The organism is Vibrio tarriae (assembly GCF_002216685.1).
In the GTDB taxonomy this organism is placed as follows: domain Bacteria; phylum Pseudomonadota; class Gammaproteobacteria; order Enterobacterales; family Vibrionaceae; genus Vibrio; species Vibrio tarriae.
Map to the genome: position 1 here is coordinate 142,982 of NZ_CP022353.1, position 26,489 is coordinate 169,470.

Annotated in this window: 23 protein-coding genes; 12 read left to right on the forward strand and 11 right to left on the reverse strand. The window is 49.8% G+C overall.

All coding sequences use genetic code 11. From position 1 onward, the window contains the following. Window positions 1–9 precede the first annotated feature (9 nt). The gene (gene cpdB / locus CEQ48_RS06210) at window positions 10–1,971 is read right to left on the reverse strand and encodes a 2',3'-cyclic-nucleotide 2'-phosphodiesterase (RefSeq protein WP_089070646.1); all 1,962 of its coding nucleotides are present in this window, start codon (window positions 1,969–1,971) and stop codon (window positions 10–12) included. 315 nt (window positions 1,972–2,286) lie between these two features. Between cpdB and cobA the strand changes: the two genes are divergently transcribed. The 4 genes from cobA to cysC all read left to right on the forward strand — a co-directional run bounded on the left by cobA (window position 2,287) and on the right by cysC (window position 6,270). Then, entirely contained in the window at window positions 2,287–3,153 is an 867-nt protein-coding gene (cobA, locus tag CEQ48_RS06215; protein ID WP_000046002.1) for a uroporphyrinogen-III C-methyltransferase, read from the forward strand. 102 nt (window positions 3,154–3,255) lie between these two features. Further along, window positions 3,256–4,164 carry a sulfate adenylyltransferase subunit CysD gene (gene cysD / locus CEQ48_RS06220; protein WP_000372745.1) on the forward strand — a complete coding sequence of 303 codons (909 nt, stop codon included), beginning with the start codon at window positions 3,256–3,258 and terminating at the stop codon, window positions 4,162–4,164. Window positions 4,165–4,181: 17 nt separating this feature from the next. Continuing rightward, window positions 4,182–5,612 (forward strand): sulfate adenylyltransferase subunit CysN, encoded by a 1,431-nt coding sequence (gene cysN / locus CEQ48_RS06225; RefSeq protein WP_089070647.1) that lies wholly within the window; start codon window positions 4,182–4,184, stop codon window positions 5,610–5,612. Between the two features lie 10 nt (window positions 5,613–5,622). Continuing rightward, window positions 5,623–6,270, forward strand: coding sequence for an adenylyl-sulfate kinase (cysC, locus tag CEQ48_RS06230; RefSeq protein ID WP_071186313.1), 648 nt, complete (start codon window positions 5,623–5,625; stop codon window positions 6,268–6,270). A gap of 80 nt (window positions 6,271–6,350) precedes the next feature. Here the strand turns inward: cysC and CEQ48_RS06235 are convergent, their stop codons facing one another. From CEQ48_RS06235 to msrA, 8 genes are all read right to left on the reverse strand, one after another. Continuing rightward, window positions 6,351–7,250 carry a TIGR03899 family protein gene (locus CEQ48_RS06235; protein ID WP_000774796.1) on the reverse strand — a complete coding sequence of 300 codons (900 nt, stop codon included), beginning with the start codon at window positions 7,248–7,250 and terminating at the stop codon, window positions 6,351–6,353. Window positions 7,251–7,560: 310 nt separating this feature from the next. After that, a complete protein-coding gene (locus CEQ48_RS06240; protein ID WP_089070648.1) occupies window positions 7,561–8,082 on the reverse strand; it encodes a DUF3299 domain-containing protein in 522 nt (173 codons plus the stop codon). A 52-nt stretch (window positions 8,083–8,134) separates the two neighbouring features. Then, window positions 8,135–9,394 carry an ABC transporter permease gene (locus CEQ48_RS06245; protein WP_089070649.1) on the reverse strand — a complete coding sequence of 420 codons (1,260 nt, stop codon included), beginning with the start codon at window positions 9,392–9,394 and terminating at the stop codon, window positions 8,135–8,137. Then, entirely contained in the window at window positions 9,391–10,107 is a 717-nt protein-coding gene (locus CEQ48_RS06250) for an ABC transporter ATP-binding protein (protein ID WP_001110875.1), read from the reverse strand. Before CEQ48_RS06250 ends, CEQ48_RS06245 begins: the two co-directional genes overlap by 4 nt. A gap of 81 nt (window positions 10,108–10,188) precedes the next feature. Beyond that, entirely contained in the window at window positions 10,189–10,917 is a 729-nt protein-coding gene (gene zrgA, locus CEQ48_RS06255) for a zinc uptake protein ZrgA (RefSeq protein ID WP_089070650.1), read from the reverse strand. Between the two features lie 48 nt (window positions 10,918–10,965). Then, window positions 10,966–11,256, reverse strand: a complete 291-nt coding sequence (locus tag CEQ48_RS06260; RefSeq protein ID WP_001912068.1) for a DUF2607 domain-containing protein — start codon at window positions 11,254–11,256, stop codon at window positions 10,966–10,968. Window positions 11,257–11,488: 232 nt separating this feature from the next. Then, window positions 11,489–12,040: a YtfJ family protein gene (locus CEQ48_RS06265; protein WP_089070651.1), complete on the reverse strand. Its 552-nt coding sequence runs from the start codon at window positions 12,038–12,040 to the stop codon at window positions 11,489–11,491. Between the two features lie 81 nt (window positions 12,041–12,121). Beyond that, window positions 12,122–12,760 (reverse strand): peptide-methionine (S)-S-oxide reductase MsrA, encoded by a 639-nt coding sequence (gene msrA, locus CEQ48_RS06270; RefSeq protein ID WP_089070652.1) that lies wholly within the window; start codon window positions 12,758–12,760, stop codon window positions 12,122–12,124. 178 nt (window positions 12,761–12,938) lie between these two features. Between msrA and tamA the strand changes: the two genes are divergently transcribed. From tamA to CEQ48_RS06285, 3 genes are read left to right on the forward strand one after another with little or no spacing between them, the layout of a single operon-like run. Beyond that, the gene (gene tamA / locus CEQ48_RS06275; protein WP_181710725.1) at window positions 12,939–14,654 is read left to right on the forward strand and encodes an autotransporter assembly complex protein TamA; all 1,716 of its coding nucleotides are present in this window, start codon (window positions 12,939–12,941) and stop codon (window positions 14,652–14,654) included. Further along, window positions 14,651–18,415, forward strand: a complete 3,765-nt coding sequence (gene tamB / locus CEQ48_RS06280; RefSeq protein ID WP_089070654.1) for an autotransporter assembly complex protein TamB — start codon at window positions 14,651–14,653, stop codon at window positions 18,413–18,415. Before tamA ends, tamB begins: the two co-directional genes overlap by 4 nt. Window positions 18,416–18,425: 10 nt before the next feature. Then, window positions 18,426–18,773, forward strand: coding sequence for a gamma-glutamylcyclotransferase family protein (locus tag CEQ48_RS06285; protein ID WP_001164261.1), 348 nt, complete (start codon window positions 18,426–18,428; stop codon window positions 18,771–18,773). A 59-nt stretch (window positions 18,774–18,832) separates the two neighbouring features. Here CEQ48_RS06285 and ppa read toward each other — a convergent pair whose 3' ends face one another. Further along, the gene (gene ppa / locus CEQ48_RS06290; protein WP_000056163.1) at window positions 18,833–19,363 is read right to left on the reverse strand and encodes an inorganic diphosphatase; all 531 of its coding nucleotides are present in this window, start codon (window positions 19,361–19,363) and stop codon (window positions 18,833–18,835) included. Between the two features lie 170 nt (window positions 19,364–19,533). After that, complete coding sequence (gene fbp / locus CEQ48_RS06295) at window positions 19,534–20,544, reverse strand: class 1 fructose-bisphosphatase (protein ID WP_089070655.1); 1,011 nt, start codon at window positions 20,542–20,544, stop codon at window positions 19,534–19,536. A gap of 307 nt (window positions 20,545–20,851) precedes the next feature. Here fbp and mpl point away from each other — a divergent pair, with 307 nt between their 5' ends. The 5 genes from mpl to thiQ all read left to right on the forward strand — a co-directional run bounded on the left by mpl (window position 20,852) and on the right by thiQ (window position 26,433). Then, a complete protein-coding gene (gene mpl / locus CEQ48_RS06305; RefSeq protein WP_089070656.1) occupies window positions 20,852–22,207 on the forward strand; it encodes a UDP-N-acetylmuramate:L-alanyl-gamma-D-glutamyl-meso-diaminopimelate ligase in 1,356 nt (451 codons plus the stop codon). A gap of 12 nt (window positions 22,208–22,219) precedes the next feature. After that, a complete protein-coding gene (locus tag CEQ48_RS06310) occupies window positions 22,220–22,852 on the forward strand; it encodes a flavin prenyltransferase UbiX (RefSeq protein ID WP_181713427.1) in 633 nt (210 codons plus the stop codon). Window positions 22,853–23,110: 258 nt separating this feature from the next. Further along, entirely contained in the window at window positions 23,111–24,103 is a 993-nt protein-coding gene (gene thiB, locus CEQ48_RS06315) for a thiamine ABC transporter substrate binding subunit (protein ID WP_000671912.1), read from the forward strand. 9 nt (window positions 24,104–24,112) lie between these two features. Next, complete coding sequence (thiP, locus tag CEQ48_RS06320; protein ID WP_089070658.1) at window positions 24,113–25,705, forward strand: thiamine/thiamine pyrophosphate ABC transporter permease ThiP; 1,593 nt, start codon at window positions 24,113–24,115, stop codon at window positions 25,703–25,705. Window positions 25,706–25,716: 11 nt separating this feature from the next. After that, complete coding sequence (gene thiQ / locus CEQ48_RS06325) at window positions 25,717–26,433, forward strand: thiamine ABC transporter ATP-binding protein (RefSeq protein WP_089070659.1); 717 nt, start codon at window positions 25,717–25,719, stop codon at window positions 26,431–26,433. Window positions 26,434–26,489 lie beyond the last annotated feature (56 nt).

Here is a 26,489-nt window from a genome sequence, read left to right on the forward strand (position 1 = left end):
TATTGGTACTTATTTTTGTAAGTCGATGCGATACACCGCGAAGCCAACATCATCACTGGCGACTTGGGTCATCGGATATTGACCTTTTTGTTTAATAAACTGGGTGGCTTTATCGCTTGGTGAGGTTTCAAAGCGAATATCCAGCTTGGTTTTGCTGCTGATCGGAGCAAATGACCAGTTGTTGTCCGCACTTGGCGTCACTTCGCCTTTGTCCTTACTCACGCGAGCAATGTAATCGGCCACTACTGTGCGGTTTTCATCGGGTGAATCAAACGCGACAAACTCAGCGCCTGTGCCGGGGAATTTGTTGCTGTAGGCACGATAGTTGTTGGTGGCGATCAAGAAGGTTTGTTGGTTATCAATCGGCTTACCTTGATAAGTCAGTTGCACGATGCGCTGTGAATTTGGGTTGATCAGTTTGCAGTCACCATCGTAGCGCGCAGGCTGAGTCACATCGATCTGGTAATTGACGCCATCAATCACATCAAAGTTGTAAGTGCGGAAACCATCCCAGTTGATGAGCGATTGCGGTGCGCTAGACGTCACATCAATCTGGTTAAACTGGCCTGCTGAGCACTCTAACCACTCTTTAAGCTGCTGACCGCTCACTTTCATGGTGACTAAGGTGTTCGGGTACAGGTAAAGGTCGGCGGCATTACGGAAAGTCAGCTCACCCGCTTCCACTTCAGTGAAACCGTTAGGATCGTCTTTACGGCCACCGGCTTTGAAAGGCGCAGCAGCAGAAAGCACTGGCAAACCATCAAGGTTTGGATCGCCTTGGATAAAACGCTCGACATAATCTTTCTGCGCGAGGTTGACGATTTGTACCGTTGGGTCATCTTGCACCAGTGATAAGAAGCTGTACATCACGTCGTTCGCTTTGCCGATTGGCTGGTTAACAAAGTCGCGTGTACCTTGATGATCGTGTTGCAGCGCTTGCACCATAGTGGCATCGGCTTCGACAAGCGCTTTCTTATTGGCTTTGTCAAAGATTGGGCGAGCTTCGGATTGACCGGAAGTCACTGCCCAGCGACCTTGCTGCTTTTCTAAGGTCAGATCCATCACCCCAACATGGCTACCCCAACGGCCCGGCATCACAGCAGTCACGCCATTAATGGTGCCTTTATCGATGTCTGCGCCCGGTACATTAGCAAAATCTTTCCCTGGGAATACTGCGTGAGAGTGGCCAAAAGCAATCGCATCAATGCCTTTGACTTGGGTCAGATAGTAAACCGAGTTTTCTGCGCCAGCTTGGTATTCATCGGTGCTGATCCCAGAGTGGGGGATGGCGACAATCACATCCGCACCTTTGGCTTTCATCTCAGGGATAAGTTTTTCTGCGGTCTGTTTGATATCGGCTGCGGTCACTTTACCTTCGAGATTTTTCTTATCCCACACCATGATTTGTGGCGGAACAAATCCGATATAACCGACCTTGATGGTATGTGCCTCTCCATCGGTATCTTTAAAGCTGTGCTCTTTAATCACATAAGGCGTGAATAAGTGCTGACCTGTTTTGGCATCAAACACGTTGGCGTTGATGTAGGGGAAGGCGGCATCGTTGATGGTCTCTTTTAAAAACTCAAGGCCGTAGTTAAATTCGTGGTTACCTATGTTACCCACATCATAACCTAGCGGATTCATGGCTTTATAAACGGGGTGTACTTCGCCAGCCTTGATGCCTTTCGCTGCTATGTAGTCACCCATTGGGCTACCTTGGATCAAATCACCGTTATCGACGAGCACACTGTTTTCGACTTCGGCGCGAGCTTGTTTGACAAGCGTGGCGGCGCGCGTCAGGCCAATTTGATTGGAGGCTTTATCTTTGTAGTAGTCATAATCCATCAAATTGGTATGAATATCCGTGGTTTCAACAATACGTAGTTTGATCGTATCGGCCATTACAGGGCCCGCCATAGCTAACAGGCCGCCAAGTACCGCTAAAGAAACAGGTTTGATCATCATGGTCATCACAGACTCCAGAATGAGTGAAGAAGGGGAAATAAAAACAACTCGATAAATGTAACAAAAGTCGATGAAACAAAGGTTTCACTCATAACTAAATTGTGATGTAGCGCGATACCTTTATCTGAAATTGCCCGGTGGATCCCAGTTGGCATGCTGCCGTTGTCCTGACTGCGTCGAGTAATCTGCTGAGCTTAGGCTTTTATGCCCATTTCGCTCCGCTTATATCAGCTTTTGGAATAAAAAATGAAATTATAGAATTTCAGGTAATAACCGTAACTGCTCATAATGCCTGCAACAGACCAATTAAGGATCAAGATTATGGCGCAGGATGCGGTAACTCCCCTTCGTAAAACCCCCCGCTTAGCCGTTGTAGAAGGCTCAGGTTATGTGCGTGCCGCGCGCAGCCAACTGCAAGCAGGAGAAGTGGCGCTGGTGGGCGCAGGCCCAGGCGATCCTGAGCTACTCACAGTCAAAGCACTCAGTTATCTCCAACAAGCGGATGTGGTGCTCTACGACTACTTAGTGTCCGATGAAATCATGGCGCTCATCCCAAGCGAGACGATTTTAGTCTGTGTGGGGAAACGCGCAGGCCATCACAGTGTACCGCAGGAGAAAACCAATCAACTCTTGGTCGATTTTGCCCGTCAAGGTTATCGCGTGGTGCGCATCAAAGGCGGCGACCCTTTTATGTTTGGCCGCGGTGGTGAAGAGCTAGAAGTGCTGTTTGAAGCTGGCGTGAAATTTCAGGTTGTCCCCGGCATCACCGCAGCTGCTGGTGCAACGGCGTATGCTGGCATTCCGCTCACTCATCGTGATTACGCCCAATCAGCGCTGTTTGTCACCGGCCATTTAAAAGCGCAAGCCGAGGATTTGGATTGGTCAACGCTGGCGCGTGGTAAGCAAACCTTAGTGATTTACATGGGCTTGAGCAACGCTGCGGCAATCGCTGAACAGCTCCAGTTGCATGGCCGCCAAGCGAGCACGCCCGTGGCAATCATTGAACGTGGCACTCAAGTCAATCAGCAGGTGCTGATTGGCACATTGCAAACTTTGCCCAGTTTAGCCAGCCAAGCGCAATCTCCAGCGCTGATTGTGGTGGGGGAAGTGGTCGCGCTTGCCGCCAAGCTGCACTGGTTTGGCGAACAAGGCGCAACACAGCAGCTTGATGCGGCGCAGTCAGCGTAAGGTGCAGCACTCATCTTCTTGGTCACTACTTAAAATTTCACACTACGGCGCTGCTTAAGGGCAGCGCCCAGCCGTCAGGCAAGCGAAAAGGAAGCAGGTAAAATGGATCAACAACGTTTAACCCATTTAAAACAGTTGGAAGCAGAAAGTATCCACATCATTCGTGAAGTGGCGGCAGAATTTGATAATCCGGTGATGATGTACTCGATTGGTAAGGACTCATCGGTGATGTTGCATTTGGCGCGTAAAGCGTTCTATCCGGGCAAAATTCCGTTTCCTTTGCTGCATGTTGATACCGACTGGAAGTTTCGCGACATGATCGCGTTTCGCGATGCAACGGCAAAAAAATACGGCTTTGAGCTGTTGGTGCATAAAAATCCGGAAGGAATCGCTGCAGGAATTAACCCGTTCGTGCATGGTTCTTCCAAACACACCGACATCATGAAAACCCAAGGCTTGAAGCAAGCATTGAACAAATATGGCTTTGATGCAGCTTTTGGTGGGGCGCGTCGTGATGAAGAGAAATCGCGTGCCAAAGAGCGTGTCTACTCTTTCCGCGATAAAAACCACACTTGGGATCCGAAAAATCAGCGCCCAGAGCTATGGCGAACCTATAACGGCCAAATCAACAAAGGCGAAAGCATTCGCGTGTTCCCACTCTCTAACTGGACTGAACTGGATATTTGGCAATACATCTATTTGGAAAATATTGAAATAGTGCCTCTGTATTTGGCTGATGTACGCCCGGTTGTACAGCGTGATGGCATGCTGATCATGGTGGATGATGAGCGCATGGAACTGCGTGAAGGTGAGCAGATTGAACACAAAAGCGTGCGTTTCCGCACTTTAGGTTGTTACCCACTGACTGGGGCCATTGAGTCACAGGCCAACACACTGACCGAAATTATTGAAGAGATGTTGGTGGCGACGTCGAGTGAGCGTCAAGGCCGCGCGATCGACCACGATCAGTCGGGATCAATGGAACTGAAAAAACGTCAAGGTTACTTCTAAGGATCGAAGGGAAGCGTATGAACAATGCAGTGAAAGAACAGCTCGCTGAGCTCGGTATTGAAGGTTACCTCAATCAGCATCAACACAAATCGTTACTGAGATTCTTAACTTGTGGCTCGGTCGATGATGGTAAAAGCACTCTGATTGGTCGTTTGCTTCACGACTCAAAACAGATTTATGAAGATCAACTGGCCGCCGTCCATAACGATAGCCAGCGGGTTGGCACCACGGGCAGTCGCCCAGACTTAGCGCTGTTGGTGGATGGCTTGCAAGCTGAGCGTGAACAAGGCATCACGATTGATGTGGCGTATCGTTATTTCTCAACCCAGAAACGCAAATTCATCATTTCCGATACCCCAGGGCATGAGCAGTACACCCGTAATATGGCCACCGGTGCATCGACTTGTGATCTGGCGGTGATCTTGATTGACGCGCGTAAAGGCGTGCTGGATCAAACGCGTCGTCACTCATTTATCTCCAACTTACTTGGATTGAAACACTTTATTGTGGCGGTCAACAAAATGGATCTGGTCGATTATTCGCAAGATCGTTTTGAACAGATCCGCGCAGAATATCTTGAGTTCTCTAAGCACTTGCAAGGTGAAACCGAGATTCAGATCATCCCGCTTTCGGCGTTGGAAGGCGATAACGTGGTCGAAAAAAGCCGTTTGATGGATTGGTATCAAGGCCCATCTCTGCTTGAGCTACTGGAAAATGTCGATATTGATCGCGACAAGAGCAGCGGTGCGTTTCGTTTCCCAGTACAGTATGTGAATCGCCCTAACCTCGATTTTCGCGGTTTCGCGGGTACGATTGCTTCTGGAGTGGTGAAAGTCGGCGATAAAATCAAAGCGCTGCCATCGGGGAAAACCTCAACCGTGACAAGGATTGTGACTTTTGATGGCGATTTGCCTCAAGCACAAGCTGGTTTGGCGGTCACTTTGACACTGGCTGATGAAATTGATATCAGCCGTGGTGATTTGATTGTGCTGGAAAGTGCGCAAGTCGACAGCACTAACCATTTGCTGGCCGATGTAGTGTGGATGACAGAACAGCCGCTGCAAGTGGGCCGTGATTACGATATTAAAATCGCGGGCAAGAAAACCGTCGGTCAAGTAAAAGCTGTGCGTCATCAATACGACATCAATAACTTGTCGACCTACCATGCCGAGAGTTTACCTCTTAATGGGATTGGGTTGTGCGAATGGACGTTTACCCAAACTGTCGCGCTTGATAAGTATCTGGATTGTGCCGATACCGGTGGTTTCATCATTATCGACCGCCTGACAAACGTGACCGTTGGCGCGGGTTTAGTGCGTGACAGTTTGCAAAATATTGCGGGTCAAACCGAGCAATTTTCACCCTTTGAACTTGAGCTCAATGCCTTGGTGCGTAAGCACTTCCCACATTGGCAAGCGATTGATTTAAGCCGCTTAGATAAAGCGTGAGTGAGGATGGATGAGTAAGCAAGCAGACAGCCTGCGCTTTGAACAAGATGCCAAGCCAGAGAATGTGGTGTGGCATCGTCATGCGGTGGATAAAGCGCAACGTGCGGCGCTGAAACAGCAGCACCCTGCGGTACTCTGGTTTACCGGTTTATCGGGGGCGGGCAAATCGACCGTGGCAGGAGCGCTTGAGAACCGTTTAGCGGCGCTTGGGTATCACACCTATCTGCTGGATGGCGATAACGTGCGTCACGGTTTGTGTAGTGATCTCGGTTTTTCTGAGCAGGATAGGCGGGAAAACATTCGCCGTATTGGTGAGCTTGCCAAGCTGATGGCGGATGCGGGGTTGATTGTGCTGACCGCGTTTATTTCACCTCATCGCGCTGAGCGCCAAATGGTGCGTGACTTGTTGCCAAATGGCGAGTTTCTTGAAGTGTACGTCAATACATCACTCGATGTGTGCGAAGCGCGTGACCCGAAAGGCTTGTACAAAAAGGCGCGCGCCGGAGAAATTCGCCAATTTACCGGGATTGATTCAGCCTATGAAGCGCCGCTCAATCCGGATATCGATTTACCGGCGGGTGAAAAAAGCGTGGATGAGTTGGTGGCTCAGTGCCTTACTGAGTTAGCCAAACGTAATATCATTCAGCATCAAGGCTAACTATTTAGATTCAAAGCCAATACAAGCAAAAAGCGACCATCCGGTCGCTTTTTTTTGATCGCTTGATTTACGGCATGTCATCAGACGGTGTGGTGAATCGAGCTGCTGCTCACTTCGGTCTGTACGGTGAATTTCTGAGTCAGCAGCGCGACCAGTTGATCGTAGTAAGTCATGTTGGGTTTGTTACCGAGCAGTCGACACAGTTCATTGCCGGTTGGGCTAAAACGATAATAGATCAGGCGCACGCCTTTGCTGGTTGGCTGCAGATGCAGATTTTTACCCTGATAGCTAAGGAGTAGGGCGGGTTCGGCTTCAATCTCGCCCGATTCCAATTCCGTTGCGTGCAAAAGACCCAGCTCAATCAATACCAACAAGCTGGAATAAGGCAGTTGATGATTGCCTATATTGATGGCTTGGGTGGTAATGCGCTTGCCGAGACTAAACAAGCTATTTTGCGCTTTGTAGCCAATCAGCAATTTCAAGCTGGTGTCTGAGCCAAAACTGCACGCCAGCGCGGCGGCGCGTTGTAAAATCTGCGCTTCTTTGGGCGTCATATCCTGCAGTACCTTCAGCGCTTTCATGGAGGTAAAGCCGGGATTGGTCACTTCACGTTTCAGCACTTGCGCCCACAGGCGCTGCATGGAGCTATTGTGAATGTCCTGCGCCATATCAAAAAAGCGATATAGCCAATCTTGGTCTGGGTCGCCAGCGCTTTCATTACGACAAGAGCTGTGCGCAAGCTTAATGATCTGCTCTAAGTTTTTCTGGCGCTGCTCTTTACGTTGTCGCTCACGATGTACTGCTCGTTCTAATGCGCTGTTTTCCGGCGATTCTGTTAATAGCTGGGCATCTAAGCCGTGATGACGGGCGATAACCAAAATGCGGCTACCACTGTCTTTGACGTAATGGGAGTGGGTTCGTTTCTCTTGGCTCTGTTGAGAGTCATGCTCGATCACAACAGGCGTCATATTGTCCGCCATGCGCTACCTGAAAGCCTCTGCTGCGTTTTTAGTCTGCTGTAAAATTTACTCTGTTCGCCGCTGACCAGCCAGTGAAACTCTCTGACTTAGCGCACAATTTTGTGCTATCACAAATGATAATAAATTGTTAAAGTTGTTATTGTTCTTTGTGGGGTGGCTATGAAGTATTGGAAAGAGCGCAAATTGGCCAAGTACCTATCGCTATTAATCTTATTTATCGGCTATTTCTCGGTACTGGCGTATCTATCAAAATATTTGGTGTAACCTCCCCGCGCAAGCGCAGGGAGGGCGCAGCGTTTTCTCTCTGCGGTTACATATCGTCGTATTCGGCGATCTCGGTACCGATAATGGTATAAGCCGTTTCCGCTAGATCATGACTGAGTGCTTCGGTTTTCAATTCCCCAATCACATAAATCACATCCCACAGCTCTTGGATCGGAGCACCTTTAGGAAACTTGACGTAAATAATCTGGTTAGGTGGCGGTGGTGGCACGTGAATACACGCACCAAAGTAAGGCACCAATAAAAACTCGGTGACCTTTTTATCATCGCCTTCAAGCGGGATCACAAAGCCGGGGATTTTGACCCGACTGCCGTTCAGCTCCTTACGGACCGTGCCAATCTGTTGCTGCTTGGCTGGTTCATTACCGTTATGATCCGGCATCGGCATACCTTGTTGATCAAACAAGTTGCGCTCATTTTCTGGAATGAGATCGAGCCAGTCGAGTTGTAACACATCCTGCTCACTGGCAGTGGTGTCTTGATTAGCCAATAGTGGCGTTGAGAACAGCGGCGCCATGATGAGGCTCGCTATCAACATAAAACGTTTCATCGAATGCTTCCTTGTGATCCTTCTCGTTGTGAGTCAGTCACCTATTTTATTCCTATAAGCGAATGGTCATGCCATCACTGAGCGATTGTCGATAAGCGCGCAGTGCGGGAATAAAGCCAATCACTATACCTGCCAGTTGTACGCAGCCGAGCAACTGCCATTCATAAGCGGTTAACCCAGCCAGCGCAATTTGAATGCCGTACTGGCTTGCAATCAGTGGCGCGGCGAGCGCCAGTAGCAGATAAAGCACACTCACGCCAAGCAGGATGCCCACGAGTGTCAGTACACTTGCTTCGCTGACCAGCAAAGCAAACACATGCTGTGGCCTTGCGCCCATTGCACGTAAGATCGACATCTCTCTGCGCCGCTCTTGTAAGCTGGTCAGCAAGCTACTGAGCATGCCGAGCAACCCTGCTACCACCACAAAAACGGAGACAGCCATCAGTGCTTGTTCAGCGACGGACATCATACCCCACAGTTCATGCAGTGCTACGCCGGGCATGATAGCGCTGAGCGGCTCTTGCGGATAGTCATTGATCTGCCGCTGCAGGGCAAAAGTTTGGATTTTTGATTTGAGTCCAACCAGCATGGCGGTGATCTGCTTAGGCGTGAAATCACGCTGTGCCAGTTGTTCGGCGCTGGGTTGATGGCCAAGATTGGCACCGGACTCCCAACCGACATGGATCGCCTCTATCGCTTCTAAGGAAACATGCACAGTTTTATCAACTGGGGTGCCCGTGGGAGCCAAAATGCCGACCACAGTAAAGGGCAGGTTATCGTGGCGGCTAAAGCCGACATCACTGATGCCATGGGCGATGATAATTTGGCTGCCGACTTGATAGCCAAGCGTTTGGGCGACATCGGCGCCAATCACGGTTTCAAATAACCCATTGAACTCTCGCCCTTGGGAAAAAGTCAGTGGTTGCTTACTTCCGTAACGATAATGTTCAAAATAGTTGTGATTGGTGCCAAGTACGCGAAATCCTTTATGTGAATCACCTAAAGAGATCGGAATAGCCCATTTCACCGCCGGGTGCTGGCTAAATTCTTGGTAACTTTTCCAATCAATATTGTTGGTGGCATTGCCAATCCGAAACACGGAATAGAGCAGTAAATTAACCTGCCCTGAGCGTCCGCCGACGATCAAATCGGTACCGGAAATGGTATTGGCAAAACTCTCTTTCGCTTGAGTGCGGATGCGCTCTACCCCGAGCAGTAACACCACGGCGATAGCAACGGTTAACACGGTGAGCAGAGCCGTTGCTTTGCGGTTGAGTAGGCTTTTCCACGCTAAATTCAGGATAACTTTCATTGCCAACCTCCTGCACGATTGAGAGTAGGTAAGTGAACACTTCGCTCAAAAAGCTTTTCCAGTGTTGGGTCATGGCTAACAAAAACTAAAGTGGAACCGACTCGCTCCGCTTCTTCACGCAGCAGAGCAATAAAAGCTTCACGGTTATCGTAATCGAGGGCAGACGTGGGTTCGTCGGCGATGATGAGTTGCGGCTCACCCATCAGTGCTCGCGCCGCGGCGACGCGTTGCTGCTGGCCGATACTGAGTTCGGTCACGGATTTATTCAGTAAAGCGCTTGGCAGATGCAATCTTTCCAACAGTGATTGCGCTTTGTGCGATAAGGGACCATCCACTTGCTGTTTACGCAACGCGGAAAAGTGGCATGGTAAGGTCACGTTATCTAACACCGACAGATAAGGCAGCAGATTAAATTGTTGGAAAATATAGCCTATATGGTCGGCGCGGAAGCGATCGCGCTGACTGGCACTCAAGCGGCTTAAGTCACTGCCAAGTAAAGAGACGACACCTTGTGTTGCGGTATTAATGCCGGTTAAAAGGCTAAGTAACGTGGACTTGCCGCAGCCACTGGGGCCTTTGACAAACAGGTGTTCACCCCGAGCAATCTGTAAATGGGCAATATCCAAGGTGGGTGAGCTGGCTCCCGGCCAACAGAACACCACATCATTCAACTCAATCACGGATGAAGTAGGATCAGAACGGTGAGCAGGCATCATGGCTCCTCATGTGTGCAGGGAAAATCAAAGCATCTCCAATGAGGGATAGGTGAGAGTCACCTATCCCGAGCGGTGGCATTACAGTTTGATCAGCGTTTGCTTAGCGTTCAGTTGTAGCGCACTTTGCTGCTTTTCCGTTAACACGTTGGCTTGGATTTTCTCTGTGCTTGGGAAATATTGGAACCATTGGGTATCGATCTGTTTGAGCTGATCGACGGCATCACAGTGGAACTGATATTGAGCGGTGAATGAGCCGTGTTGATGCTCATCATGGTCATGCCCTTCGTGGTCATGTCCTTTATGGTCGTGTTCTTTGTGATCATGGTCCGCATGTTCATCAGCGGCATGATCATGACCCTTATGATCGTGGTCTTTATGATCGTGCGCCTTATGATCATGCTCGCCTTCACCGTGCTGATGCTCGTGTTCTTCACCTTCACCATAAGCGTGGCTGTGTTGGTACTCTTCGCCACCTAAAGTGTGTTTAATCAACACTTCACGTTTTTCGCACTGTGCTTTATCAGTGAGTGCAAATAGCTTCTCTGGGTGATGCAAGGTCTCTAAGGCTTTTTCGAGCGCTTGTTTTTGCGCGTCATCTTGAGGGGCGTGTTCAAAACCGACCACATCGGCTCCCGGTGCGGTGATTTCCAGCAGCAGGTCATGGCCATCTTGAGCAATGTTCAGTTCAACTTGGCCATGTACATGAGCCTCGTGCTGACGATGTTGATGGTCAGTGTGATGATCGGCCAATACGTTGCCAGAAAGTGTCGCGCCAACCATCAGCGCAATCATTGTTGGGTAATGCATGAAAAACTCCTAATAAAACAAAAAAAGAAATAATCGGTTTGATTTGTTTTATGCCGCAGGTGGTGAACGAGCAAAATAGGAGTGCAGCACTTGAGTGCGTTGGATCGGTTGTTCAACCCTCGCTTGTGGTGGATTTTGACGCCAACTGGGCAATATCCACTGACTGGTTTTGAGGCCATGTGCCGCGCTGGCAAACAACTGACAATCATGCTGTAAGTGATGTTCAGGATGCAGATCAAGTTGGTGATCAATCACGGCCACGTTAAACCAAAGCGCCAGCACCACAGAGAGCATAGCCACTATGGATAAGCGAGTTGGGCGTAGCTGAGGTAACGACATAGCGTGTGCGACCAAGAGTGATTGAAAACCGACAGTGATTGAGGCTTGTTATAATATAACAAGTCACAAATCAGGCAAGCGATGATTCTGATGAGTTTGTATGCAGATGTCTCTCAGTCAACGGGTGAGCAAGTTAGTCCTTACTCACCCGATGTGATTGATGGATGAAGGCATCCTCTTCCTGCTTGAAGCTGCAGCAGTGTGAGCTGCAACGTCAAGTCGTTTGGGGCGATTACAGATTTTGCTGAATCAAACCCAGTACGGTTTGAATGTCCGCTTCGTTGAGCGCCCCTTCTTTCACAAACAGCACGTTACCTTGTTTGTCTTGAACTATGATCGCAGAGGATTCCGCTTGTAGCTGCCAGGCTTGGGCAACGAGACCAAACTCATCAAGCACCATAGATGACCAAGGAAACTCTTTTTTGCTGTCTTGCGCGGACGATTTCACAAAAGAGCTGGTGCCCCAAATGGCATCGTCTTGATTGATGATGGTGGTGGTTTGGTAACTCTCGGCTGGGAATTTCGCGGCGGTGATCGCGGCCATCAGTGGCGCATTCATCTCTTTTGAACTGCTACGGCCCGCAATCGCTTGAATGACGCGTACCTTGCCAAGTAGATCCGCAGAGCGCCATTTTTGATAGTTGATGTTATTGTCTTGTAGGACGATTTCACCGTGCTTTTCGACACCAACCGCAGGTATCGGTGAGCCGATAGTCAGGTTGTGCGCGAAAGCCAAAGTGGGAGAGCATGTCAAGAGTAAGGCGATAAGTGTTTTACTTTTCATGGTTTTGTTTCCTCAAGTTGAGCAAACAAAGGTATAGCACACAAATGAGGGGAAAGAGAAATCCCCCTCATTGAGGTGTGTTTAGAGTGTGGTGTGTGGCGGGAAACAGACTCCTGTACCGCCGAGCCCACAATAACCATTAGGATTTTTGGCTAGATATTGCTGATGGTACGTCTCCGCGAAGTAATACTCTCCTGCGGGCAGAATCTCAGTGGTAATCGAGGGACGATGTTGCGCTGTCAGCAGGGCTTGATAAGCCGCTTTTGAGGCTTCTGCGATTTCGCGCTGATCTTCACTGAAAGTGTAAATAGCTGAGCGATATTGCGTTCCGCGATCGTTGCCTTGACGCATGCCTTGCGTGGGGTCGTGACGCTCCCAAAATGCGCGGAGCAGTTCGGTCAGTGGCAGGCGATCTGGATCAAAAATGACGCGCACGACCTCGGTATGACCAGTTTTTCCACTGCACACTTCTTCATAGGTTGGATTGGGCGTAAAACCGCCTGAGTAGCCAACGGAGGTGGAGATCACTCCATCCAGTTGCCAAAACAGGCGTTCAGCGCCCCAAAAGCAGCCCATACCAATCAAGATTTGTTGTTGACCGGATTGTGGCGCGGCAGTGAGTGAGCTGCCATTGACGAAATGCGTATCGTCAATCGACATCGCAGTAGTACGACCGGGTAAGGCGTTGTGTGCCGTAACCATGGTTTGTTTGTCGAGCATGATGTTTCCTTACTGAAGTGGTGGCGCTGTCTCTTTGAATATCGCAAGCAGCAACGCCCTGATTATCTTCGATACAGACCGGAGATTTAACGGTTTTCATACAGACGAAGGGTTGCATTGACGTTATGATGCGTCTGTAGCAAAAATGTCACCGTTGTATAACGAGTCTAAATCAAGCATGAGACGAAAATCACTCCCCACTTTAATCTCGTTATGGCTGTTTTCAGCCGTATCTTACGCCGATGTGAAGCTCGAGATCACTGGAATTAGTGGCGCAGAGAAAGATAACGTGGATGCGTATCTCTCATCAATCGCGGCGCAAGACTATTCCACCAGCCTGCGTTTTCAATCTCAATTGGAAAGAAGCATGACCGAAGCGCTGAATGCGCTCGGTTACTACCATCCCAGCATTGATTTTACCGTCTCTGAAGATAATCAACGTTTACGCGCCGCGGTAACTTTGGGTGAAGTGACCCGTTTGAGCGAGGTTGATATTGTGATCCGCGGTGAAGCCGAAGGCGATCGCGATTTTCAACGTTTGATCCGTCGCAGTGGTTTGCAGGTTGATGCACCGCTCAATCACAGCTTGTATGACAATCTCAAATCGGGCATTCGTAACTTGGCGTTGCAAAAAGGCTACTTTAATGGTGATTTTCAGGCTAGCCGACTGGAAGTGGTTCCAGAGCTGAATCAAGCTCGGGTTATTTTGCATTTTGATAGCGGGATCCGTTACCTGTTTGGAGCAACCACGGTCGAAGGCAGTCAAATCGATGAAAATCGAGTGATGTCACTGCGCCCTTTCAAGCAAGGCGATCCGTATTTAGTGTCACAAGTCGGTGAGTTTAATCAAAATCTTTCCAATACGGATTGGTTCTCTTCGGTATTTGTGGAGCCAGATTTATCGCAGTTGGAGCAGGGGCGAGAGCTGCCGATGAAGGTAACTTTAGCGCCGCAAGCGCGTAATCAGTTGGAAACTGGTTTAGGCTATTCCACGGACGTTGGGGTGCGAGGATCACTAAAATGGAAAAAGCCTTGGGTTAATAGCTTAGGCCACAGTTTTGATAGTAGCTTTTCCCTTTCAGCACCAGAGCAAACCATTACCGCAGGCTACAAGATCCCACTTGATGATGTGTTGAATGAGTACTATCGAATCCAATACGGGATGAAGCGTTTGGATAAGCGTGATACGGAGAGCTTGGAATCTAACTTATCACTTGAACGCCATTGGCAGCTGGATGGCGGTTGGCATCGCACAATTTATTTGCGTTATCTATTAGAAAATTATCGCCAGGGTTTACAAGATGATAACAGCCAATTCTTATTGCCCGGGGTGACTTACACACGCACTCGTACTCGAAACAGCGGTAGCTTGCTTACTTGGGGCGACAAACAAACCATCACGCTTGAATATGGTGACCCGGCGCTGATCTCTTCAACTCGTGTTACGCGTGTGCAAGCAGGGTCTTCTTGGTTACGGACCTATGCGCGCAATCACCGTGGACTCATTCGAGTTGATGGCGGTGCCAACTTCGCGGATCAATTTGATCAGCTTTCTCCTTCATTACGTTTCTTCGCGGGTGGTGATAACAACTTGCGTGGATATGGTTACGAATCTATCTCTCCCAAAGATGCCAGTGGTGCTTTGACGGGTGCGAAATACATCGCCACCAGCTCGATCGAATATCAATACCGTTTAACGGGTAACTGGTGGGCGGCAATGTTTATGGATGTCGGTGATGCGTTTAACGATACGCCTGAATGGAAAAAAGGAGCGGGTGTTGGTGTGCGTTGGGTATCTCCCGTCGGCCCTATTCGGCTCGATTTCGCATGGGGGCTGGATGCTGCGCCGGGCGATGAGTTCAAAATCCACTTCACTTTAGGGCCAGAGTTATGATCAAACGGGCGTTAAAGTGGACCAAATGGTTCACCATGTTGCTATTGGTGTTGGTGATCTTGCTGGTGCTTGCGTTGGCGGGTGCGCTGTTTACCAACTCAGGCTTACAAGCTGTATTGTGGGGCGCGCAGCAAGCGCTGCCGCAGTTGAAAGTCGAGCAAGCGCAGGGCGCGTTGTTTCCACGCTTTACTTTGCATGGAGTGAATTATGCAGATAGCGAGCTCAACCTTGCCTTTTCTGCGCAAAAGCTGAGTTTGGCGATTAACCCCAACTGCTTATTGGAACCCAGTATCTGTATCAATGAGCTGGCCATCTCTGGCGTGAAGTTTGAGCTCCCGTCGTTAGCTGAGAGTGAAGAAACACCGGACGAACCGAACTCTGAGCCGTTAGATGAAATATCAACCCCATTTCCAATTCGCCTAGGTCAATTAGCGCTGCAAGATATCGAATTGAATATTCTGGGTAACCGAGTGGCGTGGCAGCAATTGACCACTCGTGCCTCTTGGCAAGGAAATCGACTGCGTATCGGGCAAACCGAGTGGCAGGGGATTCGTCTTGCTTTAGCTGAGAGTGAAGCCTCAACCGAACCTGTGGCGGCTCAAGCGGCAACCCCTGATAAAGCGGAACCTTTGCAATTGCCAGATGTGGTGATCCCGCTGCACATTGAGCTGGCGCGTTTCGATATTCGCGATTTTCGTTTAGAGCAAGAGACGCCAATCATCGTCAATCATCTCGTTTTAGAAGCCAGTGCGGAGGAACATCAAGTCTCGATCTCTCGCCTTGAGTTGAGCATGCCAGAGCTGGACGCTCAACTGAATGCGGAGGTAACTCTTGCGGGTGATTATCCGCTTCAGTTGGATCTGAATAGTCAGGTGAATCTCGCCGATTTCAAAGGCCAAACACTTTCTCTTTCCGCGCAAGGTAATTTAGCGGATCTCACTTTGCAAGCCAGCCTAGACTCGTTAGCTCAAGCGCAGTTGAACGGCCACTTTAACCTGCTGGATAGCGATATGCCGTTTGATCTGCAGCTGAGCAAGGTGAAAGCACAATGGCCAATGCTGGGGCAAGGTGATTATCAAGTTGATCTCCCTGAGTTGAGCATCAATGGTTCATTGTCGAAGTATCAGTTTGCCTTACAAGGTGCGCTACAGGGCAAAGATTTACCGAATGTGAGTTTAGACCTGCAAGGTCACGGCAATCTGGATGAAGTCGCGTTGCAATCACTCAAAGTCGATACACTTGGCGGCTTAGTGACGGGCAATGCGGTGGCGAATTGGAAAAATCCGCTCAATTGGGCGGCGCGATTAAATCTAAAAAATATTCAGCCGGGTCTACAATGGCCTGAAGCAGAAGGCAAGATCAGTGGTGAGCTCGATACCTCAGGCTCTTTGACAGAGCAAGGTGGCTGGCAAGTGGATGTATCGCGTTTGGCGATCAATGGCATATTGCGTGATTACCCGCTCAAAGTGTTAGGTGAACTCAGCGCTTCAGATGTTAAAGGGCAAGGGGATATCGCGTTACAAACTAAGAAGCTCTCTTTAGTGCATGGCCCGAACTCCCTCACCGCCAAAGGCCAATTGAGTAAGCAGTGGCGAATGTCGGTGGAGCTGGATGTGCCAGATTTGAGTAAATCTCTGCCCGATGCCAAAGGAAAGGTGATTGGCGATGTGCTGCTGCGAGGTGATCTCAAACAGCCGCGGATCAAGCTGGTGCTGGATGCCGATAGCTTGCAGTGGCAAGAGTTAGGCTCGATTGGGCATGTTACTTTGCAAGGGAATCTCGTTCCACTTCCAGAGCCTCAAGGTGAGCTCACCTTACAAGTGCGCGATATTCAGTATCAAGATCAACGGATTGATTCTGTGGAGTTAAAGGTGCAAGGCTCTCAGAAAAAACACGGGGTGACACTTGATGTCGCTTCTGAAATTGCTTCGACCAGCTTGGCGATGAATGGCCAGTTACGTACCGAGCCAACACTGCGCTGGCAAGGTGAGCTGGAGCGTATGTGGTTAAATTCACCGCAAGGGCAATGGTTATTACAACAGGCGACAGCGCTCTCTTTTGATCAGCGAACGGGACGCGTGAAAGTGGCTGCTCACTGCTGGGGACAAGGAGAGGCCTCACTCTGTTTAGAAGAAGAGGCAGAGTTAGGTGAGCGTGGTGAAGCGCGTTTGGCGATCAAGCAATTTGATTTTAAGCAGCTCGCCAGTGTCTTACCCAAAGGAACCAAACTTAGCGGCGGATTAAACGGACAAGTGTGGGCCAAATGGGCTCCGAAAGCTGCGCCACAGCTGCAAGCCAATCTTGAGTTAATCCAAGGTCAGGTGACGCAAAAACTGGATAAAAGCGTGACATTTGGCTGGGATAAAGCACAATTTTCTGCCCAGCTAGCGAAAAATCAGCTGCAAGCGAATTGGTTATTAGACGCAACGGATAACGGCGATCTCTCTGGCAATATCAAGATTGCTGATGTGCGCGCCGAGCAGAAAACCATGCTCGGTTCATTCAAATTAACCACGTTTAATTTGGATTTCTTGCAGCCGTTGATTGGTGAGCTCAATGAAGCGAAATCGAACATTAATGCCGATGTGCAATTCCATGGCCCAATGTTGCATCCGCAATTGAACGGTGAAATTGCGATTAACGATATTCGTGTGAAAGGTGAGATCTCACCGGTGGATGTGCAATCAGGTCAAGTGTCACTCAAATTTAATGGTTATCAGGCAGTGTTAAATGCAGATATCCAGACTACTGATGGTTTACTGGAAGTCGATGGTGATGCCGATTGGCAGCAGATAGAGGATTGGCGACTCAAAGCGCGAGTGCATGCGCCCTCAATGATGGTTGAGCTGCCACCTATGGTGAGAGTCAAGGTAATCCCTGATTTAACCTTGACCATGCAACCTCAACTAGCAAGAGTGACAGGTAATGTGGCACTGCCGTGGGGGCGAATTGTGGTGGAAGAGCTACCTCCGAGCGCAATTGGGGTATCGAAAGATCAAATTTTGCTGAATACGGATTTCGAGCCACTAACCGATAAAGAGCGGATACCGTTTACCGTGGAAACGGATGTGAATGTGCAAATTGGCGATGATTTCCAACTCAATGCCTTTGGTTTGCAAGGCAATTTAGTTGGGCGACTCAATGTGACGCAAAAGGACAAAGGCCCGTTTATTTTAGGTGAGGTGAACATTCGCAATGGTCAATACCGCTCGTTTGGGCAGGATCTACAGATCAAAGAGGGTAAGATCCTGATGAATGGCCCGGTTGATCAGCCCTATTTAGCGATCACCGCGATCCGTAATCCGGAAAATACCCAAGATGATGTGATTGCAGGGGTGCGAGTGAGTGGCCCTTCAGATGAGCCATCGCTGGTGATCTTCTCTGAGCCTGCAATGCCACAAGCGAATGCGCTGTCGTATTTGTTGCGTGGACAAGATATTGATGGCGAAGCGGGTGGCAACGCCATGACCACTACCTTGATTGGTCTGAGCTTAGCGCAGAGCGGTAAGCTGGTCGGCGAAATTGGTCAAGCATTTGGGGTGCAGGATTTACAATTAGATACGGCAGGATCGGGGGATGATTCACAAGTTACCGTAAGTGGTTATATTCTGCCCGGCTTGCAAGTGAAATATGGTGTAGGTATTTTTAATTCAGTCGGCGAATTTACCATTCGTTATCGTTTGATGCAGGATCTGTATCTGGAGGCCGTCTCTGGTGTCGACAGCGCCGTGGACTTGCTCTATCAGTTCGAATTCAACTAAGGAGAGAGATGTGCAGCACCTCGTTTTTGTGTATGGCACTTTGCGTCACGGAGAGAGCAACCATACTTACTTACAGCAGAGTCAGTTACTTGGCCAGTTTGAAACCAAACCTGAATACGCCCTGTATGATTTAGGCGCGTATCCGGGGTTGGTGGAAGGGCACCAATCGGTGCATGGTGAAGTCTATCTGGTGGATGAGCATACGCTCGCGCAACTGGATATTTTGGAAGACGTGCCCGTTGAGTATCGACGTGACACCATTGAGACGCCGTTTGGGACGGCTTGGATCTATATTTATCAAGAAACCCATCGCTTACATTCGCTGATTGATTCCGGAGATTGGTGTCAGCGTGTCTAGTTCTGACATACAGAGAAAAAGCCAGCTTACGCTGGCTTTTTTATGCTCAAAATGTGGGCTTATTTGTTTTGCGCACGCTCGTAAGAGCTCAGGATTTCAGCGCGAGCAGAAGCGGCATCTTCCCAGCCATCGACTTTTACCCATTTGCCTGATTCCAGCTCTTTGTAACGCTCAAAGAAGTGAGTGATCTGGGCTTTCAGCAGCGCTGGCAGATCGTTCACATCTTGAATGTGATCGTATTCTTTAGAGATCTTGGTGTGCGGTACCGCAACCACTTTCGCATCTTCACCCGATTCGTCTGTCATCTTCAGCACGCCAACAGGACGGCAACGGATCACAGAACCTGGGATCAGAGGGTATGGAGTTGGGACCAAAACGTCTACAGGGTCACCATCGAGTGACAGCGTGTGGTTCACGTAACCGTAGTTACATGGGTAGAACATAGGCGCTGACATAAAGCGGTCTACGAATACTGCGCCAGACTCTTTGTCGACTTCGTATTTGATTGGGTCAGCATTGGCAGGGATTTCGATCACTACATAGATATCATCAGGCAGTGATTTGCCCGCTGGCACATTGTTTAAGCTCATTAACGGTTTCCTTTTCTGTTGGCCGGACTTCAAATTCGGGATTTATTATTATTCAAGTTTGCCGAAGGCGCAAAATGCACCGGTCAGCGAAGGGGTGAGTTTACTCTCAAAATAAAGGATCCCCAAGCTGACAACGAGAAAAAGCGCCGCATTGAGCGGCGCGAATTGGCTTAATCAGGGTAAGTTTCTAAAAATTCTTGGACTTTATGCACCATGTTCTTAGAACCGACAAAGAAAGGAACGCGTTGATGCAATTCAGTCGGTTTGATGTCCATGATGCGATGCACACCATCAGAAGCCAAACCGCCCGCTTGTTCAATCAAAAACGCCATCGGGTTGCATTCATAAAGCAGACGCAGCTTACCGTTCGGGTGGCTTTGTGTGCTTGGGTACAAGTAGATACCGCCTTTAAGCAGGTTGCGATGGAAATCGGCCACCAATGACCCAATGTAGCGCGAGGTGTAGGGGCGGCCATCTTCTGGCACATTTTCTTGGCAGAATTTGATGTATTTTTTCACGCCTGTCGGGAAGCGGATGTAGTTACCTTCATTGATAGAGTAAATCTTACCGTTTGCCGGAATGCGCATACTTTCATGGGATAGGTAGAAAGTACCGAGCGAAGGATCGTAAGTAAAACCGTTCACGCCATTGCCTGTGGTGTACACCAACATGGTCGATGAGCCGTAAATCACATAGCCGGCAGCGACTTGTTTATTGCCCGGTTGCAGAAAATCTTCCTGAGTCGGCGGTGTGCCGACTGGCGAAACGCGGCGGTAAATTGAGAAAATCGTACCGACAGAGACGTTGACGTCGATATTAGAAGAGCCATCGAGTGGATCCATCAACACCACGTATTTGGCATTTTTGTTGAGCTCTTTGTTGAATGCGACCGCTTCATCTTCTTCTTCACTCGCCACACCACACACCTGATCGCGTGCTTCCAGTGCGGCTTTGAATTTTTCGTTGGCATACAGGTCGAGCTTTTGTTGCTCTTCCCCTTGAATGTTGTCATTGCCTGACGCGCCAATGATATCTGCCAATCCCGCTTTATTGATTTCGCGGTTGACGATTTTGGCGGCCAAACGAATCGAGGCTAAAAGAGAGGAAAGTTCACCGCTGGCGTGGGGGAAGTCATGTTGTTTTTCAACAATAAATTCACCGAGGGTGCGCATTTTCTGCATGTTGGTTCCTTAACACTATTTTTGGTCGGGGGTATACCAGTTTGTTGCGTTCTCTTTGCTTTAATGCAACGAACGGGCTGAACAAGATGATGGGATCCTCTGGTGGAATCGATTGCACTATGCATCTTGTCTGGTGTGGATTGTAAAACTTAGATCTTTTTACGGGTATTGAACTAAGCGACGGAGATCTCACTTTGATTGTCGACAATTTTGTATTTACATCATGCTGAAATGACGCACTCGCTTTTGCCGAGCGGATCGGGATAATGGAGTCATTCCAATTGCACAGTAAAAAGGCTGGGTTTTTATGCACATTCATATCTTGGGAATTTGTGGCACTTTCATGGGTGGCGTCGCGATGTTAGCGCGTCAATTGGGCCATAAAGTTACCGGCAGCGATGCCAATGTTTACCCGCCAATGAGTACCATGTTAGAGGCGCAAGGCATCGAGATCATTGAAGGTTTTGACCCAGCTCAACTTGAGCCCAAGCCTGATCTGGTGGTGATTGGCAACGCAATGAGTCGTGGTAACCCTTGTGTGGAATACGTGCTCAACCACAACCTGCGCTACACCTCAGGCCCGCAGTGGCTACAAGATTTTCTGCTGCATGATCGCTGGGTGATTGCGGTATCGGGAACGCATGGCAAAACCACCACATCGAGTATGGTGGCATGGGTATTAGAGCACTGCGGCTATCAACCGGGTTTCCTAGTCGGTGGTGTGTTGGGTAATTTCGGTATTTCAGCGCGTTTGGGGGAGAGCATGTTTTTTGTGGTCGAAGCCGACGAATACGACAGTGCTTTTTTCGATAAGCGTTCTAAGTTCGTGCATTACCATCCGCGCACGTTAGTGATGAACAACCTAGAGTTCGATCATGCCGATATTTTCGATAACTTAGAGGCGATCAAGCGTCAATTTCACCATTTAGTGCGTACTGTGCCGGGTAATGGTCGGATTCTTGCGCCCAAACAAGATGCCGCTTTAGCCGATGTTTTACAGCGTGGCTGTTGGAGCGAAACCGAGTTCAGTGGTGAGCAAGGTGAGTGGCAAGCGGAAAAAATCACCGCCGATGGTTCTCAATTCCATGTTTTGCTGAAAGGGGAACGTGTAGGCCAAGTGAATTGGAGCTTAGTTGGCGATCACAACGTCAGTAATGCACTGATGGCGATTGCCGCGGCGCGTCATGTCGGGGTTGCGCCAGAGCTGGCTTGTGAAGCGCTGGGGCTGTTTGTCAACACCAAGCGCCGCTTAGAGCTGAAAGGCGAAATCAACGGAATAGCCGTATACGACGATTTTGCTCATCACCCAACGGCGATTGAACTTACGCTCGGCGGTTTACGTAACAAGGTGGGCGATAAGAAAATCATCGCCGTACTCGAGCCGCGCTCTGCCACCATGAAGCTGGGCGTGCATAAAGAAACCTTGGCCGCTTCGCTGCACAGCGCCGATTCCGTTTACCTTTACCAACCGTCTAACATTCCTTGGTCGGTGGAAGAGGTCGCTAAACAGTGTCAACAGCCTGCGCAAGTGAGCACCAATATGGATGAATTTGTGGCTATGATTGCCAAAGAAGCCCAAGCCGGTGACCAGATTTTGGTAATGAGTAACGGCGGCTTTGAAGGCATTCATGGCAAGCTGCTCGCAGCACTGCAACAGAAATAATTTAAGGTGAGCATGAACAACAATCGAACCATTACTTTGGCTTGGACTGGCGCTTCCGGAGCGCCTTACGGGCTGCGCTTATTGCAATGCTTGTTGGCAGCGGATTATCAGGTGTACCTACTGATCTCTTCGGCGGCGCGAGTCGTGCTGGCGACCGAGCATGGCTTGAAACTGCCCGCCAACCCTGAAGCGGCGCAAGCGGCTTTGGTGGAGCATCTGGGCTGCGCCAGTGATAAGTTGGTGGTGTGCGGAAAAGAAGATTGGTTTTCGCCAGTGGCTTCGGGATCGGCCGCCCCCAGGCAGATGGTGGTGTGTCCATGCTCGGCTGGCAGTGTGGCCGCAATTGCCCATGGCATGTCAGATAATCTGATTGAACGCGCCGCTGATGTGGTGCTGAAAGAGCGTGGACAACTGCTGTTGGTGGTACGTGAAACGCCATTCTCCACTTTGCATCTGGAAAATATGCTTAAGCTCTCGCACATGGGCGTTACTATCATGCCTGCTGCGCCGGGCTATTATCATCAGCCACAATCGATTGACGATCTGGTCGATTTTATGGTGGCGCGCATTCTCGATCATCTTGGTATCGAACAAGCGCTCGTGCCGCGTTGGGGTTATGATCAACGCGCGCGCGGCGAGTCATGACATGGCCAGTCGCGATTTTCCGCCACTGGCTAATTACAAGATTTCCCATTACAATCCAACCCACTCACGGGGGGCCACCCATTCATCCGAATGGCGCTGAGATCAAGCACTGCTTGGGACCCGCAATGACTGCGATGTTCGCGGTTGAACCTGAACCAGATAATGCTGGCGTAGGAATTGAGCTAGGTTTGCAGAATGGAATAATGGACGATTCTCTGCCTCCCTCAAGCCTGTGCCGCTCATTAAGGAGAGCGAGCCTTGAAATTTCAACTGACTGCGGTTGCGTTAGCAACCTTATGTGTTGCCTCAGCAGCGTCTGCTGCACCAACCCTCACCGTTTACACTTACGACTCTTTTGCCGCCGAATGGGGGCCTGCACCTGCGATTGAAAAAGCGTTTGAAGCACAATGTGGCTGCGATCTGCAATTTGTCGCTTTGGATGATGGCGTGTCGATTCTTAACCGTCTGCGTTTGGAAGGCAGCAACAGCAAAGCGGATGTGGTATTGGGGCTGGATAACAACCTTATCGAAGAAGCCAAGCAAACCGGTTTATTGGCGACTCACAGTGTGGATACCAGCAAGGTGACTCTACCCAACGGTTGGAGTGACAACACGTTTGTGCCTTATGATTATGGTTATTTCGCTTTTGTGTACAACAAAGAGAAGCTGACTAACCCACCGACCAGCTTAAAAGAGCTGGTGGAAAAACGTGATGATCTGAAAGTGATCTACCAAGACCCGCGCACTTCAACGCCCGGGCAGGGTTTACTGCTGTGGATGAAATCTGTCTATGGCGACCAAGCGCCACAAGCGTGGAAGCAGCTGGCGAGCAAAACGGTCACCGTGACCAAAGGTTGGTCAGAAGCTTACTCGATGTTTCTCGGTGGAGAGGCGGATCTGGTGCTCTCTTACACCACATCGCCAGCCTATCATTTGATTGCAGAAAATGATGCACGTTTTGCCACGGCGAATTTCAGCGAGGGGCATTACCTCCAAGTTGAAGTCGCCGCCAAAGTCAAAAGCACTAAAAATGGCGAGCTGGCGGACAAGTTCCTGCAATTTATCCTGAGTAATGAGTTCCAAAGCGTGATCCCAACGGGTAACTGGATGTATCCAGTGACGGCGGTTGAACTGCCCAAAGGGTTTGATACTTTGGCGGTACCAACACAATCTCTTTCCTTCAGCGCACAGGAAGTCGCGCAAATGCGTAAGCCATGGATTCGTGAGTGGCAGCAAGCGCTGAGCTTTTAAGGTTAAGCGTTGAATCGAACTCCTCAATTAGGCTTCTGGGTCGCGGCTGGTGTCGCGACTTTTGTCCTCGCAGCATTAGCGGCGCTGCTCTGGCAAGCGCCACCGCTCAATCTGAATCTGATCTGGCAAGATGCCTATTATCGGCATGTTACCCAGTTCAGCTTTTATCAAGCCTTCTGGTCAACCGTGCTCAGTGTGGGGTTGGCAATTCCGGTTGCTCATGCCCTCAGTCAGCGCCGTTTCCCCGGTCGTGATTTACTACTGAAACTGTTCGCGATGACGCTGGTTTTGCCCGTACTGGTGGCGATTTTTGGTTTAATCGCGATTTACGGTAATAGTGGTTTTTTGGCCAAAACGCTGCACAGTGTCGGGCTCTCGCTGCCGTTTTCCATTTATGGTTTTAACGGTATTTTGCTCGCCCATGTGCTGTTTAATTTGCCTTATGCCAGTCGTTTGCTGCTGCAAAGTTTAGAAGCGATCCCCAGTGAGCAGCATAAGCTGTGTGCCCATCTCGGCATGAGCCGTTGGCAGAAGTTTAAGTGGGTCGAGTGGCCGCGCCTGCGTCAGCAACTGCCGCACGTGGCGGGCTTAGTGTTTATGCTCTGCTTTACTAGCTTTGCAACCGTGATGGCGCTCGGCGGCGGGCCTAAAGCAACCACCATTGAGCTCGCGATCTACCAAGCGATCAAATTCGATTTCGATCTGCAAATTGGCGCGTTATTGGCGATTTGGCAGATGTTGCTGTGTACCTTACTGACTTTTACCCTGCAGCGTTTTTCCCATTCCCGACCCATGAACAGTGCTGCGAGCAAGGTGACTGAGCGTTGGATACGTGATTCATGGCGCGCCAAAGTTTGGGATGCGAGCTGGATTGTCGCTGCATGTGCCTTGGTATTGCCACCATTAGTGATGGTTGTGCTGGCAGGTCTCAATTCAAAGCTAGGCAAGGTACTGACGAGCGGTGATTTTTGGTCTGCAGTCAGCCACTCTTTGCAAGTGGCGAGCTTAGCCAGTAGCTTGGCTTTGGCCAGTGGCGTTGCGATGTTACTCACCAGCCGAGCCTTGCGGTTGAAAGCGGCCCATCGCCGCGCGAATGGCGTGGAGTGGATCGCGACTTTAATTCTGGTGACGCCGGGATTAGTGGTGAGTACCGGACTCTTTTTACTGCTGCGTAATATCACCGATGTGTTTAGTTTAGCTTACTGGATTGTGGTCGCAGTCAACGCGCTAATGGCGCTGCCTTATGTAGTAAAAACCTTGAGCCAACCTATGTGGCACTTGGCACAGCAATATGAATTGCTGTGCGCCAGTTTAGGCATGTCTGGTTGGCGTCGATTTCGTTTAGTGGAGTGGCGCGCGCTGCGTAAGCCTCTCTCCCATGCGTTTGCGATCGGTTTTCTGCTCTCGATGGGGGATTTAAGCGCAATTGCCCTGTTTGGCAGCCAAGATTTTCGCACTCTGCCGCTCTATCTGTATCAACTGCTCGGCAGCTATCAGATGGATACTGCGGCGGTAGTGGCGTTGGCTATGCTGATCATGAGTGTGGGTTGGTTTTATGTGATTGAGCGGCTGTTTGCCCAGCGTCCGCTTACCAAGCGCTAATGAGGAAAAGCATGTTAGCTCTAGAAAAAGTGCGTTACGAATATGAGCACGAATGGTTCGAGTTTGATCTGAACGTGGCTGATGGCGACATTGTTGCGCTGATGGGACCCAGTGGCGCGGGTAAATCTACCTTGTTGAGTCTGGTCGCGGGTTTTATCGAACCCGTCAGCGGCAGCATCAAGGTCAATGATCAGTCGGTACTCGGTTTAGCGCCTTATCAACGTCCGTTTTCAATGCTCTTTCAGGAGCACAACCTGTTTGCCCATCTTACCGTGCGTGAAAACATCGGCTTAGGTTTACATCCAGGCCTCAAATTGAACGCTGAGCAGAAACAGCAAGTGGTTGCTGCCGCTCAGCAAGTAGGAATTGCCGACTACCTAGATCGTTTACCTGAGCAACTTTCCGGCGGGCAACGCCAGCGGGTGGCACTCGCGCGCTGTTTTGTGCAGCCGAATCCGATTTGGTTGCTTGATGAGCCATTTTCGGCGCTCGATCCTTTGCTGCGTGAAGAGATGCTTGCTTTGGTGAAACAATTAGCCAGTGAGCGGCAGCGCACTGTAGTGATGGTGACCCACCATCTTAGTGATGCGCGTGCCATCGCCAGCAAAATCGCATTTTTGAGCCAAGGTAAAGTGCAAGTGGTGAGTGATTGTCAGGCAGTGACAGCGCAGCATCCTCATCCTGAACTGGCTCAGTTTGTGGCGGCGGCACTGAGTGAGCCGAAATGACGCTGAGTGAACGGATATACATCGACCGTAAAGAAAAAGGTTAGCTTGCGCTAACC